The sequence below is a fragment of the Paracoccus fistulariae genome (genome assembly GCF_028553785.1).
Taxonomy (GTDB): Bacteria; Pseudomonadota; Alphaproteobacteria; order Rhodobacterales; family Rhodobacteraceae; genus Paracoccus; species Paracoccus fistulariae.
Map to the genome: position 1 here is coordinate 3,477,167 of NZ_CP067136.1, position 15,930 is coordinate 3,493,096.

At 64.2% G+C, this 15,930-nt stretch carries 15 protein-coding genes; 11 read left to right on the forward strand and 4 right to left on the reverse strand.

What is annotated here, in order from left to right:
- Positions 1–10: 10 nt before the first annotated feature.
- The 5 genes from JHX87_RS17175 (at position 11) to JHX87_RS17195 (ending at position 3,887) form a co-directional block, all read left to right on the forward strand.
- Positions 11–1,303, forward strand: coding sequence for an adenylosuccinate synthase (locus JHX87_RS17175; RefSeq protein ID WP_271883573.1), 1,293 nt, complete (start codon positions 11–13; stop codon positions 1,301–1,303).
- Positions 1,304–1,399: 96 nt separating this feature from the next.
- The gene (locus JHX87_RS17180) at positions 1,400–1,612 is read left to right on the forward strand and encodes a DUF2842 domain-containing protein (protein ID WP_271883572.1); all 213 of its coding nucleotides are present in this window, start codon (positions 1,400–1,402) and stop codon (positions 1,610–1,612) included.
- Positions 1,609–2,274 carry a thiamine diphosphokinase gene (locus JHX87_RS17185; protein ID WP_271883571.1) on the forward strand — a complete coding sequence of 222 codons (666 nt, stop codon included), beginning with the start codon at positions 1,609–1,611 and terminating at the stop codon, positions 2,272–2,274. Before JHX87_RS17180 ends, JHX87_RS17185 begins: the two co-directional genes overlap by 4 nt.
- 77 nt (positions 2,275–2,351) lie before the next feature.
- On the forward strand, positions 2,352–3,479 hold the full coding sequence (gene ispG, locus JHX87_RS17190) for a flavodoxin-dependent (E)-4-hydroxy-3-methylbut-2-enyl-diphosphate synthase (RefSeq protein WP_271883570.1): 1,128 nt from the start codon (positions 2,352–2,354) through the stop codon (positions 3,477–3,479).
- Positions 3,480–3,548: 69 nt separating this feature from the next.
- Positions 3,549–3,887 (forward strand): hypothetical protein, encoded by a 339-nt coding sequence (locus JHX87_RS17195; RefSeq protein WP_271883569.1) that lies wholly within the window; start codon positions 3,549–3,551, stop codon positions 3,885–3,887.
- Positions 3,888–3,904: 17 nt separating this feature from the next.
- On the opposite strand, the gene moaA is transcribed toward JHX87_RS17195, so the two are convergent.
- The gene (moaA, locus tag JHX87_RS17200) at positions 3,905–4,918 is read right to left on the reverse strand and encodes a GTP 3',8-cyclase MoaA (protein WP_271883568.1); all 1,014 of its coding nucleotides are present in this window, start codon (positions 4,916–4,918) and stop codon (positions 3,905–3,907) included.
- A 120-nt stretch (positions 4,919–5,038) separates the two neighbouring features.
- On the opposite strand from moaA, the gene JHX87_RS17205 reads away from it, so the two are divergent.
- The gene (locus tag JHX87_RS17205; RefSeq protein WP_271883567.1) at positions 5,039–5,557 is read left to right on the forward strand and encodes a hypothetical protein; all 519 of its coding nucleotides are present in this window, start codon (positions 5,039–5,041) and stop codon (positions 5,555–5,557) included.
- Here JHX87_RS17205 and JHX87_RS17210 read toward each other — a convergent pair.
- A complete protein-coding gene (locus JHX87_RS17210) occupies positions 5,545–6,219 on the reverse strand; it encodes a DNA alkylation repair protein (RefSeq protein WP_271883566.1) in 675 nt (224 codons plus the stop codon). The genes JHX87_RS17205 and JHX87_RS17210 overlap by 13 nt on opposite strands.
- Before the next feature lie 115 nt (positions 6,220–6,334).
- Here JHX87_RS17210 and aroA point away from each other — a divergent pair, with 115 nt between their 5' ends.
- Complete coding sequence (gene aroA / locus JHX87_RS17215; RefSeq protein ID WP_271883565.1) at positions 6,335–7,666, forward strand: 3-phosphoshikimate 1-carboxyvinyltransferase; 1,332 nt, start codon at positions 6,335–6,337, stop codon at positions 7,664–7,666.
- 6 nt (positions 7,667–7,672) lie between these two features.
- Here aroA and JHX87_RS17220 read toward each other — a convergent pair whose 3' ends face one another.
- Positions 7,673–9,562, reverse strand: a complete 1,890-nt coding sequence (locus tag JHX87_RS17220) for a propionyl-CoA synthetase (protein ID WP_271883564.1) — start codon at positions 9,560–9,562, stop codon at positions 7,673–7,675.
- 124 nt (positions 9,563–9,686) lie between these two features.
- Positions 9,687–11,966, reverse strand: a complete 2,280-nt coding sequence (locus JHX87_RS17225) for an NADP-dependent malic enzyme (protein WP_271883563.1) — start codon at positions 11,964–11,966, stop codon at positions 9,687–9,689.
- A gap of 127 nt (positions 11,967–12,093) precedes the next feature.
- On the opposite strand from JHX87_RS17225, the gene JHX87_RS17230 reads away from it, so the two are divergent.
- Genes JHX87_RS17230 through JHX87_RS17245 form a run of 4 tightly spaced genes read left to right on the forward strand, consistent with a single transcriptional unit; the run spans position 12,094 to position 15,919 of the window.
- On the forward strand, positions 12,094–12,486 hold the full coding sequence (locus JHX87_RS17230; RefSeq protein ID WP_272833943.1) for a cytidine deaminase: 393 nt from the start codon (positions 12,094–12,096) through the stop codon (positions 12,484–12,486).
- Positions 12,486–13,766: a thymidine phosphorylase gene (locus JHX87_RS17235; RefSeq protein WP_271883561.1), complete on the forward strand. Its 1,281-nt coding sequence runs from the start codon at positions 12,486–12,488 to the stop codon at positions 13,764–13,766. Before JHX87_RS17230 ends, JHX87_RS17235 begins: the two co-directional genes overlap by 1 nt.
- Before the next feature lie 9 nt (positions 13,767–13,775).
- On the forward strand, positions 13,776–14,963 hold the full coding sequence (locus tag JHX87_RS17240; RefSeq protein ID WP_271883560.1) for a phosphopentomutase: 1,188 nt from the start codon (positions 13,776–13,778) through the stop codon (positions 14,961–14,963).
- A complete protein-coding gene (locus JHX87_RS17245; protein WP_377775983.1) occupies positions 14,960–15,919 on the forward strand; it encodes an adenosine deaminase in 960 nt (319 codons plus the stop codon). The genes JHX87_RS17240 and JHX87_RS17245 overlap by 4 nt, the downstream gene beginning before the upstream one ends.
- Positions 15,920–15,930: the final 11 nt, after the last annotated feature.

A 15,930-nucleotide genomic window follows, 5' to 3' on the forward strand; every position in this document is an offset into this window, starting at 1 on the left:
AAGGACCGTCATGGCCAATGTGGTGGTAGTCGGCGCGCAATGGGGCGACGAGGGCAAGGGCAAGATCGTTGACTGGCTCAGCGAACGTGCCGATGTGATCGCGCGGTTTCAGGGCGGGCATAATGCGGGCCATACGCTGGTCATCGGCGACAAGGTGTTCAAGCTGTCGCTGCTGCCCTCGGGGATCGTCCGCGAGAACAAACTTGCGGTGATCGGCAATGGTGTCGTGCTGGATCCCTGGTCGCTTTTCGCCGAGATCGACAAGCTGTCCGGTCAGGGCGTCAAGATTTCGACCGAGAATCTGATGATCGCCGAGAATACGCCGCTGATTCTGCCCTTGCACCAGGATCTGGACAAGCTGCGCGAAGAGGCAGCAGGCAAGGCCAGGATCGGCACTACCGGGCGCGGCATCGGCCCTGCCTATGAGGACAAGGTCGGCCGCCGCACCATCCGTGTCGCCGATCTGGGCGATGAAGAGACGCTGGACGCGCGTCTTGACCGCCTGCTGGCGCATCACGATGCCCTGCGTCAGGGGCTGGGCGCCGAACCGATCGACCGCGCCGCGCTGAAAGCGAAGCTGCAGGAGATCGCGCCGAAGCTGCTGCCCTATGCGCAGCCGGTCTGGAAGATCATGGCCGATGCGCGCAAATCGGGACGCCGCATCCTGTTCGAGGGCGCACAGGGCAGCCTGCTGGACATCGATTTCGGCACCTATCCCTATGTGACCAGTTCGACCACGATGTCGGGCATGGCGGCCTCTGGCACAGGGATGGGGCCGGGCGCGATCGATTTCGTGCTGGGCATCGTCAAGGCCTACACGACCCGCGTGGGCGAAGGGCCTTTCCCGACCGAGTTGAACGATGCCGACGGGCAGCGTCTGGGCGAGCGGGGGCATGAATTCGGCACCGTGACCGGGCGTCAGCGCCGCTGCGGCTGGTTCGATGCGGTTCTGGTGCGCCAGACCTGTGCGATTTCGGGCGTGAACGGGATTGCGCTGACCAAGCTGGACGTGCTGGACGGTTTCAAGACGCTGAAGATCTGCGTCGGTTACGAGATCGACGGACAGCATTACGATTACCTGCCCACGGCCGCCGCATTGCAGGCCAAAGTGACGCCGATCTATGAAGAGATGGATGGCTGGTCCGAATCGACGGCCGGGGCGCGCAGCTGGGCCGACCTGCCCGCCGCCGCGATCAAATATGTGCGCCGCGTCGAGGAATTGATCCAGTGCCCGGTCGCGCTGCTATCGACCAGCCCCGAGCGGGACGATACGATTCTGGTGACCGATCCTTTCGCGGATTGACCGGGCGCCAAGATCACTCACCCGCTTTTCCTGAAACCGGGGTTTCGGGCATCGAGCCTGGATGGATATTTGAGCAAAGAAGAAAGGCGGGGGCGCTTGGATCTGAAAACGAAGAAGCGATTGTCGCTGTTGATTCTGGTTCTGGGGCTTCCGGCCTATATCGTTGTGGCGGTGAGCCTGGTGAATTGGATGGATGCCCGTTGGGGGCGGCTGCCGATCTGGGCTGAGCTGCTGGTCTATGTCGGGCTTGGGATTCTGTGGATTCTGCCGCTGAAGCGCATCTTTACCGGGATCGGGCGCGGCGAATGAGTGAGATCATGGTCACCTCGGATCGCGGTGTGACCGTGGTCGGGGGGGGGCCGGTCGCGCGTCGTGATCTGGAAGATGCAATGGCCGTCGCGCCGCTGGTGGTCGCGGCGGATGGGGGCGCGGATCATCTGCTGGATCTGGGACTGATGCCCGATTGGGTGATCGGCGATCTGGACAGCCTTGGCGGTAAGGCGCGCGCGGCGCTTGCGCCCGGGCGGATTGTCGAGGTCGCCGAACAGGACAGCACCGATTTCGAAAAATGTCTCAGCCGGATTTCGGCCCCCTTCGTCATTGCGGTTGGTTTTACGGGCTTGCGGCTGGATCACACGCTGGCGGCCTTGACCGTGCTGGTCCGGCAGGAATGGTCATCTGTGCTGATGCTGGGGTCGGATGATCTGGTATTTGTCGCGCCGCCCCGGATCGAACTGCCGCTGGAAGAGGGGACGCGGGTGTCGCTGTACCCGATGGGCCCGTCGCGGGGGCGCAGCACCGGGCTGTTCTGGCCCATAGACGGGCTGGACTTCGCGCCCGACGGGCGGGTTGGAACCTCGAACAGGGCCGAGGGACCTGTTGCCCTGGAGATCGAGGGGCCGATGCTGGTCATGCTGCCGCGCGATTGCCTGCCTCTGGCCATGGCGGCCCTGGGATTGGGCGCGGGCTGAGCAGATCAAAGAGCCGTGGGGCGGTTGCCGTGCCTGCCCTGATGGCTTATCTGCAAGGCCGAACCCGGAGGTCGTCCATGTCGCTGAACCCGATCCGTCCCTGGCGCAATATCGAGCGGCGGAAATCCCGCCAGATCATGGTGGGCAATGTCCCTGTTGGGGGGGATGCGCCGATTTCGGTGCAGACCATGACCAATACGAATGGTCATGACGTGCGCGCCACGCTGGATCAGGTGATCCGCGCGGCCGAGGCCGGGGCGGATATCGTGCGGATCTCGGCCCCTGATCAGGAGACGACACGGGCGCTGCGCGAGATCTGTCGCGAAAGCCCGGTGCCGATCGTGGCCGATATCCATTTCCACTATAAACGCGCCATTGAGGCCGCCGAGGCTGGCGTCGCCTGTTTGCGGATCAATCCGGGAAATATCGGCGACGAGGCGCGCGTGCGCGAGGTGATCAAGGCGGCGCGGGATAATGGCTGCTCGATGCGAATCGGTGTGAATGCCGGATCGCTGGAGCGGCATTTGCTGGAAAAATACGGCGAGCCCTGTCCTGACGCGATGGTGGAATCGGGGCTGGATCACATCAGGATCCTTGAGGATAACGATTTTCACGAATTCAAGATCAGTGTGAAAGCCTCGGACGTGTTTCTGGCGGCGGCGGCCTATCAGCAGCTGGCCGAGGCGACGGATGCGCCGATCCATCTGGGAATCACCGAGGCCGGCGGTTTTGTCGGGGGGACGGTGAAATCGGCGGTCGGTCTGGGCAATCTGCTGTGGATGGGGATCGGGGACACGATCCGCGTCAGCCTGTCGGCCGATCCGGTCGAAGAGGTCAAGGTCGGCTATGAGATCCTGAAATCTCTGGGGTTGCGGACCCGGGGGGTGCAGATCATTTCCTGCCCGTCCTGCGCGCGGCAGGGGTTCGACGTGATCAAGACCGTCGAAAAGCTGGAACAGCGGCTGGAGCATATCAAGACCCCGATGAGCCTGTCGATCATCGGCTGCGTTGTGAACGGGCCGGGCGAGGCGCTGATGACCGATATCGGTTTTACCGGCGGCGGTGCGGGCAGCGGCATGGTCTATATGGCGGGCAAGCAGAGCCACAAGATGTCCAACGATCAGATGATTGATCACATCGTGGAACTGGTGGAAGAGCGGGCGCGCCAGATCGAAGCGGAAGAGGCGGCGACGGCGGCGGAATAAGCCGGGGGCTGTCTGCCCCCGGACCCCCGAGGATATTTTTGCAAAGAAGAAATTCTAGGCGGAGCATATATGCAGAAACTTCTTCAATTGCTGATTGCTGCCGCTTGCATGATGATCTTGGCGGTCGGGTTCGTTTTTCTGAACGGCGAACGAAAATCTTACCTGGCCGACAAAGAGCGCGAGCAGGCGGCGGAAATGGTTCGTGACTCTGAGGCCGCAGCCTGGGTCGAGGTGCAAAAACGGAAGATCGCCGCAGAGATCGCCGAATGCAAAAGCGGTCTTCAGCGATACGATCTGTATAATGAAACGGCCGCTTTCATTCGTCGCGTCGAAGCATCAGGGCAGGCCCTGACAGGCGAGAGCCTGCAAGCTGCCGTTGCCCAATGCCGTGAGATTGTTGGAGAATAGTCTTTTGGTCGGTAAGGCTAGCCGCCGGTATGGCTCATATGGCGGGTCATCTGGCCGCTGACGGTCTGGCGGGAATAGTCGAAATCATGGCCCTTGGGCTTGCGGGCGATGGCGGCGCGGATGGCATCGCGCAGCGGCTGATCCTCTTCGCTGCTGCGCAAGGGGGCGCGCAGGTCGGCGCGGTCTTCCTGGCCAAGGCACATGTAGAGTTCACCGGTGCAGGTCACGCGGACGCGGTTGCAGCTTTCGCAGAAATTATGGGTCAGGGGCGTGATGAAGCCGATCTTCTGGCCGGTTTCGTTCAGCCGGACATAGCGTGCCGGGCCGCCCGTGCGCTCTGCCAGATCGACGAGGCTGTAGCGGGTCGCAAGCTGGTTGCGCAGATCAGAGAGCGGCCAATATTGGTCGAGGCGGTCCTCATTGCCCAGATCGCCCATCGGCATGACCTCGATGAAGGTCAGGTCGTGGCCCTGATCGCCGCACCATGTCACCAGATCGAACAGTTCGTCATCATTGACGCCTTTCAGCGCGACGGCGTTGATCTTGACCCGCAGCCCGGCCTCTTGCGCCTTGCTGATGCCGTCGAGCACCTGCTGAAGGCGTCCCCAGCGGGTGATCCGGGCGAATTTGTCAGCATCGAGCGTATCGAGCGAGACATTGACCCGACGCACCCCGCAATCGACCAGTTCGGTGGCGAAACGGCCCAATTGGCTGCCATTGGTCGTCAGGGTCAATTCGTCGAGCCCATCGCCCAGATGACGGGAGATATTGCGAAAGAAGCCCATGATGCCGCGGCGGACCAGCGGCTCGCCCCCGGTGATGCGCAGCTTGCGCACGCCCAGACCGATGAAGGTGGTGCAGAGGCGGTCAAGCTCTTCCAGTGTCAGCAATTCGGCCTTGGGCAGGAACTGCATATGTTCTGCCATGCAATAGACGCAGCGGAAATCGCAGCGATCGGTCACCGAGACCCGAAGATAGGTGATCGGTCGGGCGAAAGGGTCGATAAGCGGGGCGGCGGCTGCGTGATCCATGGGCTTTATATAGGGGGTGAGGGGGCGCGGGCACAAGTTCCGCCGATCACGCGACTGCCAGTGGCGCTGTCTTGTCGCAGGGGTTAGGCTGGCGGAAATCGCGGATCTGAGAGGATGAAGATGCGAAGACTAAGCACCGGGCTGGCGATGGCGGCTGTTGCCGTGGGTCTTGCTGCCTGTACGCCGGGGGCGACCACGACTGCCAGCCGTCCTGCCACGCAGAAAGCGGCGGCAGCGCCGAAAACGGATCTGACGCCCGAGCAGGTGGCGGCTGCCACGGCGATCACCCGCGCGCCCGCGCCGCGACCGGCCGCGCGCGCGACGGCGGCGCAACTGGATACGACCACGGCCGAGCAGCGCGCGGCGGCGGCAAAGCCCGCCGAGGTGGCCGAGCGCAAGCTGGGCAGCACGGTTGCATCGCTTGGCAATCCCAGTGAGGGCGGCTTCTGGATCAAGACGCCGTTGGTCAAGGAGCGTGGCATCGGGCGGATCGTCAATCCGGCCAATGGCAAGTCGGCCAAGGTCGATCTGATCCCGCTGGAGGGGCAGGGCAGTGGCTCGCAGGTGTCTCTGCCAGCGCTGCAATTGCTGGGCGTATCGCTGACAGATCTGCCGACGATCGAGGTTTACCGGTCCTGAATCAGCCGCGCGGCCTCGCGCCGGGCGAAGGGTTTCATGCGCGCCCCGTATTCGGCCAGAAAGGCCGTCACGCGGGGCGCGTCGCGTTTCGAGAGATCGCGCAGCCACCAGGCGATGGCTTTCTGGATGAACCAGTCGCGCTGATCCACCAGCGACGCCGCCCAGCCAAGGATGCGGTCACGCCGCGCCAGATCGTCCGGTTTCGGGTTGTTCATCTTGGCCCAGGGCAGCGTGCCGACCAGCGCGGCGCGGCGGATCCACATGTTGTCGCTTTGTAACCACGTTTCGACCTGATCCAGACGGGCCGGATCGGCGACCAGCCGTTTCTGCCCCGCGCTCATCACGCTGTCGGCGATGGCCCAGCTGTCGAAATCGGGCAGCCATGACCGGATCAGCGCCCATGCGTCCTCATCCGGTCTGATCCGCGCCTGTGTCAGCAGCTTGGCACCGGCGATGCGGGCCTCGTGGATGTCGCTGCGCCACAGACTGTCCGCCAGATCCAGCCGCGATGGCAGGTCACGCTGCGCGCGCCATGTCCGGGCCAAGTCGTCGATTTGCGGCGTGGTGACACCCAGATAGCGGCGCGGGATCTTGTGATATTGCGCCATCTGTTCGGCCCGCTGCTCATCCGCCAGCGCGATCAGCGCGTCCAGTTCTGTCATCGCTTTCCCGTCCATCATGGTGGCGTTTTAGGCGGTGGCTGCGGAAGGCTCACGAAGGTGGTGGCGGCAGGCGGGTGGTAGCGATAAAAGGCAGGGGCAAATACGAGGTGTCGCCATGTCCCATTCCGATCAGCCCATTCCCATGACCTCTCGCCGCTCCGGTCCGCTGACCGGGATCGCGCAGGTGCCGGGCGACAAGTCCATCAGCCATCGGGCGCTGATTCTGGGGGCGCTGTCGGTGGGAGAGACGAAGATTACCGGCTTGCTGGAAGGGCAGGACGTGCTGGATACGGCCAAGGCAATGGCGGCTTTCGGCGCGAAGGTCGAACGCCACGGGCCGGGGGAATGGACGGTGAATGGCGTGGGTGTCGGTGGGTTTTCGGACCCCGAAGGCGTGATCGATTGCGGCAATTCGGGAACGGGTGTGCGGCTGATCATGGGTGCGATGGCGACCACCGGCATCACGGCGACCTTCAGCGGCGATGCCAGCCTGTCGCGTCGGCCGATGGCGCGGGTCACCGATCCGCTGGCGCTGTTTGGCGCCCAGATCACCGCGCGAGAGGGCGGGCGCCTGCCCATCACCATCAGGGGGGCGGCCGATCCACTTCCGCTGACATATCGAACGCCGGTCGCCAGCGCCCAGATCAAATCCGCAATCCTGCTGGCCGGGCTGAACGTGCCCGGCGATATCGTGGTGATCGAGGCCGAGGCCACGCGCGACCATTCCGAACGGATGCTGGCGGGGTTCGGCGCCCGGATCCGCACGGAGACCACGGAAGAAGGCCATGTCATCACCCTGAGCGGACGGGCAGAGCTGACCGCGCAGCCGGTGGCGGTGCCGCGTGATCCTTCCAGCGCGGCCTTTCCGGTGGCGGCGGCGCTGATCGTGCCGGGATCTCAGATCCGCGTGCCGGGCGTCAGCCGCAACCCGACGCGCGACGGTCTTTATACGACCTTGATCGAAATGGGGGCCGATATCACCTTCGAGAACCAGCGCGATGAGGGTGGCGAGCCGGTGGCCGATCTGATGGTCCGCCACAGCCCCCTGAAAGGCGTCAGCGTGCCCGCCGATCGCGCGGCCAGCATGATCGACGAATTTCCCATCCTGTCGGTGATTGCTGCCTTTGCAGAGGGCAAGACGGTGATGAACGGCGTGGCCGAATTGCGGGTCAAGGAAAGCGACCGGATCGATGCCATGGCCCGCGGGCTGGAGGCGAATGGCGTCACGGTCGAGGAAACTTCCGACAGCATGACCGTCCACGGCATGGCAAAGGTGCCGGGCGGCGGTACGGCGGTCACGCATCTGGACCATCGCATCGCCATGTCCTTCATGGTGCTTGGCCTTGCGACCGAGCAGCCGGTCTCGGTCGATGATGGCGGACCCATCGTCACCTCTTTCCCCGACTTCATGCCGCTGATGCAGGGGCTGGGTGCCGATCTGGGCTAAGCGGCTTCAGCCTGCCGGATAGCCGACCGAGTTCAGGGCCGATCTGATCTCATCCAGAATCGCCGGATCGTCGATGGTGGCGGGGGTTTTCACCTCCTCGCCATCTGCGATCTTGGCCATGGTAGCACGCAGGATCTTGCCGGATCGGGTCTTGGGCAGGCGGTCCACCACGCAGGCGGTCTTGAAGGCCGCGACCGGGCCGATCTTGTCGCGCACCATCGTGATGACCTCTTGCACGATCTGGTCATGGGGCGTCTGCGAACCGCTTTTCAGGCACAGAAAGCCCAGCGGAAGCTGGCCTTTCAGGTTGTCCGCCACGCCTATCACCGCGCATTCGGCCACATCGGGATGGCTGGCCAGAACCTCTTCCATCGCGCCGGTGGACAGGCGGTGGCCCGCGACATTGATCACGTCATCGGTGCGCGCCATGATATACAGATAGCCATCCGCATCGATATAGCCTGCATCGCCGGTTTCGTAATAGCCGGGGAACCGGTCCAGATAGCTTTTGCGGAACCTGTCTTCCGCGTTCCACAGGGTCGGCAGGGTGCCGGGAGGCAGGGGCAGCTTGATGGCCACGGCGCCCAGCGTGCCGGGGGGCACGGGCTGGCCGCTTTCATCCAGGATCTGCACGTCATGTCCCGGCATCGGGACCGAGGGGCTGCCGGGTTTCGTCGGCAGAATCTCGATCCCGATGGGATTGGCGGCGATGGCCCAGCCGGTTTCCGTCTGCCACCAGTGATCGACCACCGGCACGCCCAGATGCTTTTGCGCCCATGTCACGGTTTCCGGATCGGCGCGTTCACCGGCCAGAAACAGCGCCTGCAACTCGTGCAGCTTGTAGCGGCGGATCCATTCGCCATCCGGATCCTCACGCCTGATCGCCCGTAGCGCCGTGGGGGCGGTGAAAAAGCTTTTGATCCGGTGATTCTGAATGATGCGCCAGAAGACGCCCGCATGGGGCGTGCCGACGGGCTTGCCCTCGAAGACGACCGTGGTGGCACCTGCCAGCAGCGGGCCATAGCAGATATAGCTGTGCCCCACGACCCAGCCGACATCCGAGGCCGCCCAGAACCGGTCGCCTTCGTGGATGTTGTAGATATTGTTCATCGACCAGTGCAGCGCGACCAGATGGCCCGCCGTGTGTCGGATCACGCCCTTGGGCTGGCCGGTCGTGCCCGATGTGTAGAGGATATAGGCCGGGTGGTTGCCTTCCACCGGCACGCAATCTGCCGGTTCAACCCCGTACTGAAACCCGTGCCAACTGAGATCTCGCCCCTCGACCAGACCGGCGACCTCTTCTTCGCGTTGAAAGATCACGCAGAATTCTGGCTTATGCGCCGCCTGATCAATGGCCGCGTCCAGCAGGGGCTTGTAATGCACCACGCGCCCCGGCTCGATCCCGCAAGAGGCCGCGATGATCGCCTTGGGCTGGCAATCGTCGATCCGGACCGCAAGTTCATGCGCCGCAAATCCGCCGAAAACCACGGAATGCACCGCGCCCAGACGGGCACAGGCCAGCATCGCCTCTAACGCCTCGGGGATCATCGGCATGTAGATGATCACCCGGTCGCCCTTGCCGATGCCCTGTTTGCGCAGCGCCCCGGCCAGCAGGGCGACACGGTCGCGCAACTGGCGAAAGGTGATCCCCTTGGTGGACAGCGTCACCGGGCTTTCATGCATGATCGCGATCTGATCGCCGCGCCCGGCCTCGACATGGCGATCGACGGCATTCCAGCAGGTATTGAGCAGCCCATCGGCAAACCATTCCCCCACCGGCCCCTGATCGAAATAGGCGCGGCTGGGCCTGCGGTCCCAGTCGATCAGATCGGCCTGTTCCATCCAGAACGCTTCCGGATCGGCCTGCCACGCGGCATAGATATCGCTGTAACTCATGCGCCCTGTCCCCCTGTTGCGAAGATAATCCGCAAGCAGGCGGGCTGGCGCAACCCGTCTTTGCGCGGGCGGGGGCTTTTCGCCCGGCGGGCGGGGGCGATCCGTCACCGCCCCATCCGCTGTCTTAGCTGTAATGCGCGACGGGGGTGCCGGCGATGGCGCTCATGTTCAGCAGGCCGCGCGTGGTGATCGAGGGCGTGACGATATGGGCGCGGTTGCCCATGCCCATCAGGATCGGCCCGACCTCCAACCCGTTGGCGCGCATCTTCAGCGCGTTGCGCACGCCGGATGCCGCATCGGTGCCCGGGAAGACCAGCACATTCGCCACCCCCTCCAGCCGCGATCCCGGGAAGATCCGTTCGCGCAGGGCCGGATCCAGCGCCGCATCGACATGCATTTCGCCGTCATACATGAAATCGACATTGCCCTGATCCAGCAGCGCCATCGCATCACGCATCTTGCGCCCGGTATAGGTATCCAGATTGCCGAATTGCGAATGGCTGCACAGAGCGATTTTGGGGGTCACGCCAAAGCGGCCGACATGGCGCGCGGCCCCGACCACCGTTTCCATGATCTGATGCGGGGTGGGATCGTTGTGGCACTGGGTATCGGCGATGAAAAGCGGGCCGTCTTCCAGAATGATCATCGACAGCGCCCCGACCGGGTGCAGACCGCCCCGTGCCAGGATCTCGCGCACATAGCGCAGGTGCCAGCTATATTGGCCAAAGGTGCCGCAGATCAGGCTGTGCGCCTCGCCACGATGCACCATGACCGAGGCGATGGCCGTGGTGTTCGTGCGCATGATTGCGCGGGCAATATCCGGGCTGACGCCCTGACGGGCCATCAACTGATGATAGGTTTCCCAATAGTCACGATAGCGCGGATCGTTTTCGGGGTTCACGATCTCGAAATCGCGCTCGGGCCGGATCGGCAGGCCCGCGCGTTCGGCGCGCACGCTGATGACATCGGGACGGCCGATCAGGATCGGCACATCGGTGGTTTCCTCCAGCATCGCGTTGGCGGCGCGCAACACGCGTTCATCCTCGCCTTCGGCAAAAACGATGCGGCGTTCGACGGTGGCGGCGGCCTCGAAGACCGGGCGCATGATCATGGCCGAGCGGAAGACCGAGCCATCAAGGGTGCGCTTATAAGCATCCACATCGGGCAGGGGCCGCATGGCCACGCCCGATTCCATCGCCGCGCGCGCCACGGCCGAAGAGACGACGCCCATCAGGCGCGGATCGAAGGGTTTCGGGATCAGATATTCCGGCCCGAAGGTCAGCGTCTCGCCGCGATAGGCTGCCGCGGCCTCGGCCGCGGTGGTGGCACGCGCCAGCGCGGCGATGCCTTCGATGCAGGCCAGTTCCATCTCGTCATTGATGGTCGTCGCGCCCACATCCAGCGCCCCGCGGAAGATGAAGGGGAAGCACAGGACGTTGTTGACCTGATTGGGAAAATCGCTGCGGCCCGTTGCGATGATCGCATCCGGTTTCACCGACCGCGCATCGTCGGGCAGGATTTCCGGCGTCGGGTTCGCCAGCGCGAAGATGATCGGCCGGTCGGCCATCTTGGCCACCATCTGGCTGGTCAGCACGCCCGGCCCCGACAGCCCAAGGAACAGATCCGCATCGCCGATCACCTGATCCAGCGTGCGCAGATCCGTATCCTGCGCATAGGCCGCCTTCTGTTCAGTCATGTCTTCGTGGCGTCCCTTGTGGACCAGCCCGTGAATGTCGCAAAGCCAGACATTTTCGCGCTTCACGCCCAGCTTCAGCAGCATGTCCAGACAGGCGATCCCCGCCGCGCCGCCGCCGGTCGAGACGACCTTGATCTCGTCGAATTTCTTTTTGGCGACATGCAGCGCATTGGTGGCCGCCGCGCCCACCACGATGGCGGTGCCGTGCTGGTCGTCATGGAAAACCGGGATATTCATCCGTTCGCGGCACAGGCGTTCGACGATAAAGCAATCGGGGGCCTTGATGTCTTCAAGGTTGATGGCGCCGAAAGTGGGTTCCAGCGCGCAGACGATCTCGGCCAGCTTTTCGGGATCGGATTCGTTCACCTCGATATCGAAACAGTCGATATTGGCGAATTTCTTGAACAGGACCGCCTTGCCCTCCATCACCGGCTTCGAGGCCAGCGCACCGATATTGCCAAGCCCCAGAACGGCAGAGCCATTGCTGACCACCGCCACCAGATTCCCGCGTGAGGTGAAGCGCGCTGCATTGGTGGGGTCGGCCTTGATTTCCAGACAGGCTTCAGCGACGCCCGGCGAATAGGCACGGCTGAGATCGCGGCCATTCGCCATCGGCTTGGTCGCCCGGATCTCCAACTTACCCGGGCGCGGGAATTCGTGATAATCAAGCGCATCCTGTCTGGCGCTGTCCTGCCTGCGGTCTTCCATGATTTGCCCCTCCGATTTCACTTTAGTTCACCGTTAAACCATTTCTCCGGCGGGGAACAGGCGGGTTCGGCTTGCGTTCAACAGGGCCAGCGCGCAAAACTCATTCAACAGGACAGGGAGAATGGCATTGTCACTTCTGGATACCGCCCGCGATGTGCGCGAGGCTGCCTATGCGCCCTATTCCCGGTTCAAGGTGGGGGCCGCGATCCGTGGTGCCTCGGGCGCAGTCTATCGCGGCTGCAACGTGGAAAACGTGGCCTATCCCGAGGGTACCTGCGCCGAGGCGGGCGCGATTGCCGCCATGGTCGCCGCCGGTGAAACCACGCTGGTCGAGGTTGCGGTGATCGCGGATTCGCCCAGCCCGGTGCCGCCCTGTGGCGGGTGCCGCCAGAAACTGGCGGAATTCGGCGCGGGCGATACGCCGGTGACCTTGGCCACGACCGGGGGCGCGTTGCTGGAAACGACGATCGGCCAGCTTTTGCCGGGGCGCTTCGATCAAGATCACATGAGCAAGGTCTGATGAGCGATCCGCGACATGTCATCGCGGCGGTGCGCGATGGGCGTGGATTGGACGGGCCGGGGGCTGCGCTGATCGCCGAGGGGCTGGCGAACGGTCAGGTCAGCGACGCGCAGGCAGCGGCATTCGCCATGGCGGTCCTGCTGCGCGGCACGGGCGAGGATGGGCGGGTCGCCCTGACGCGGGCCATGCGCGATTCGGGGCATGTGCTGCATTGGGATCTGCCGGGCGCGGTGGTGGACAAGCATTCGACCGGCGGTATCGGCGATACGGTCAGCCTGATCCTGGCGCCGCTTCTGGCCGCCTGCGGGGTCTTTGTGCCGATGATCTCGGGTCGTGGGCTGGGCCATACCGGCGGCACATTGGACAAGCTGGAGGCGATTCCCGGCTTTGACTGCGACCTGACCGAGGATCGTTTGCGCAAGGTCGTGCGGCAGGTGGGCTGTGCCATCGTCTCGGCCACGGGGGATCTGGCCCCGGCAGATCGCCGCCTTTACGCGATTCGGGACGAATCCGGCACGGTCGGATCGATTGACCTGATCACCGCCTCGATCCTGTCGAAGAAGCTGGCGGCGGGGCCGGATGCGCTGGTTCTGGACGTCAAGGTGGGATCCGGCGCGATCATGCGCAGCCCGGATCAGGCCCGCGACCTGGCGCAGGCGCTGGTCACGACGGCCAATGGCGCGGGATGCCGGGCGGCGGCGCTGATGACCGATATGGATCAGCCGCTGGCGCGCAGCGCGGGCAACGCGCTGGAAGTGGCCGAGGCGATTGCCGTCTTGCGGGGCAAGACCGGCGCCTTGCGGGATCTGAGCCTTGCGCTGGCGCAGGAATGCCTGACGGTGGCGGGGCAGGGGACACGGGATCTGGTCACGCTGCTGGAAAATGGCCGCGCGGCAGAGATTTTTGGCCAGATGGTCACGGCGCAGGGCGGTCCCGCAGGTCTGGTCGATGATCCGGAGACCCATCTGCCCCGCGCGCCTGTCGCGCGTCCGGTGCCCGCCCCTGATGGGCATGTGACCCGGATCGATGTCACGGCATTGGGGCATGCGGTCGTGGCCCTTGGCGGCGGTCGGGTCAAGGCGGGCGAGCGGATAGATCCCTCGGTCGGCCTCTCCGATCTGGCAAAACTGGGTGAGCCTGTCGGTCCCGACCGGCCCCTTGCCATTGTCCATGCCGCCGACGATATCGCGGCGGATATCGCCATCGCCGCGGTTCAGGCAGCCTATCAGACCGGTGAGCGCTGTCAGCCGGGACCGCTGGTCCGTGCGAAAATAACCTGAGGATATGACATGACCTCTGCCAGAGCCTTCTTGATCGTCATGGACAGTGTCGGCATTGGCGGCGCGCCGGATGCCGACCAGTTCTTTTGCGGCGATGTGCCCGATACCGGCGCGAATACCGTCGGCCATATCGCCAGGGCCCGACCCTTGCTGATGCCCAATCTGGACCGTCTGGGGCTGGGCGCGGCGATCGATCTTGCCTCCGGGGCCACGGCGCCGGGCCTTGGCGCCACGCCGCAGGGCATCTGGGGCGCCGCGACCGAGATCTCGCCGGGCAAGGACACGCCCTCGGGCCATTGGGAGATGGCGGGCGTGCCCGTGCCCTGGGAATGGCATTATTTCCCCGATACCACGCCCGCATTTCCCGATGAGGTGACCCGCCGGATCTGCGAACTGGCCGGGACCGAGGGGATTCTGGCCAATTGCCATGCCTCGGGCACGCAGGTGATCGAGGATTTCGGGGCCGAACATATCCGCAGCGGCTGGCCGATCTGCTATACCTCGGTCGACAGCGTGTTGCAGATCGCCGCGCATGAAGACCATTTCGGCCTGCAACGCCTGATCGATCTGTGCCAAGGCATCGCGCCCATGCTGCATCAGATGAAGGTCGGTCGCGCCATCGCGCGCCCCTTTATCGGCGAAAAGCCGGGCGAGTTCACCCGCACCTCGAACCGTCGCGATTTCGCCATCGCGCCGCCGCAGGACACGATTCTGGACATTGCCAGCGCCGCCGGACGCGTGACCCATGCCATCGGCAAGATCGGCGATATCTTCAGCCATCGCGGCGTGACCCATCTGCACAAGGGCAAATCCGACGCCGATCTGGGCGAACATCTGATCCGTCTGGGCAAAGAGGCAGAGTTCGGCAGCCTGACCTTTGCCAATTTCGTCGAATTCGACACGAATTACGGCCACAGGCGCGATGTGGCAGGCTATGCCGCGCAGCTGGAATGGTTCGACGGCGTGGCCGGCCGCTTTCTTGAGACGCTGGGCCCCGGCGATCTGGCGATCTTTACCGCCGATCATGGCAATGATCCCAGCTGGACCGGCACCGATCACACCCGCGAACGCGTCCCGGTTCTGGGGCATGGTCTGGGCGCGCGCGACATCGGTCATGTTGCGTTCAGCGATATCGGCGCCTCGGTCATGGCGCATCTTGGCCTTCCTGCGACCTACAGGGGAACATCATTCCTATGAAGAAAATCGAACTGCATCTGCATCTGGAAGGCGCGGCGCCGCCAGATTTCATCCGCAGCATCGCGGCCGAGAAGAGGATCGACCTCAGCGGGGTGTTCGACGCGCAGGGCCATTATTCCTACAGCGATTTCGATGATTTCCTGCGCTGTTATGACGACGCCACCAGCGTGCTGAAAACGCCGCGCGACTATGCCCGCCTGCTGACAGAGGTTCTGGCCCAAAGCGCCGAGGAAGGCGTGATCTATACCGAGCTTTTCGTCTCACCCGAGTTCTGCGGTGGCGGCGATTTGCAGGCATGGCGCGACTATCTGGCCGCCATGACCGAGGCGGCAGAGGCCGGCCGGGCTCAGGGCGTCGACAGCCGAGCCATCGTCACGCCCCTGCGCCATCTGGGGCATGAACGGGCCAGGAAAACCGCCATCTGCGCGGCGGAAACCGCAGGGGACTGGGTGACCGGTTTCGGGCTGGCAGGTCAGGAAACCAATGGCAAGGCCACCGATTATCAATGGAGCTTTGATTGCGCCCGCGAGGCCGGTCTGGGCCTGACCTGCCATGCCGGCGAATGGGTCGGCCCCGAAAGCGTGCGTCAGGCGCTGGATCTGGGCGTCAGCCGCATTGGCCACGGCGTCCGCGCCATCGAGGATCCGGCACTGGTGCGCGAATTGGCGCAGCGCGAAATCACGCTGGAGGTCAATCCCGGCTCGAATATCGCGCTTGGCGTTTATCCGGATCTGGCCAGCCACCCGATCGCGCGGCTGGCGGATGCGGGGGTGCGGGTCACCGTCTCGACCGACGATCCGCCCTTTTTCCACACGACCTTGCGTCAGGAATATGACCGGCTTGCGGAAACCTTTGGCTGGGGCGATACCGAGTTCGTGCAAATCAACCGCTGGGCCGCCGAGGCGGCCTTTTGCGACGAGGCAACGCGCGACCGGCTGAGAAAGGAATTCCCGTGACCAACCACCTG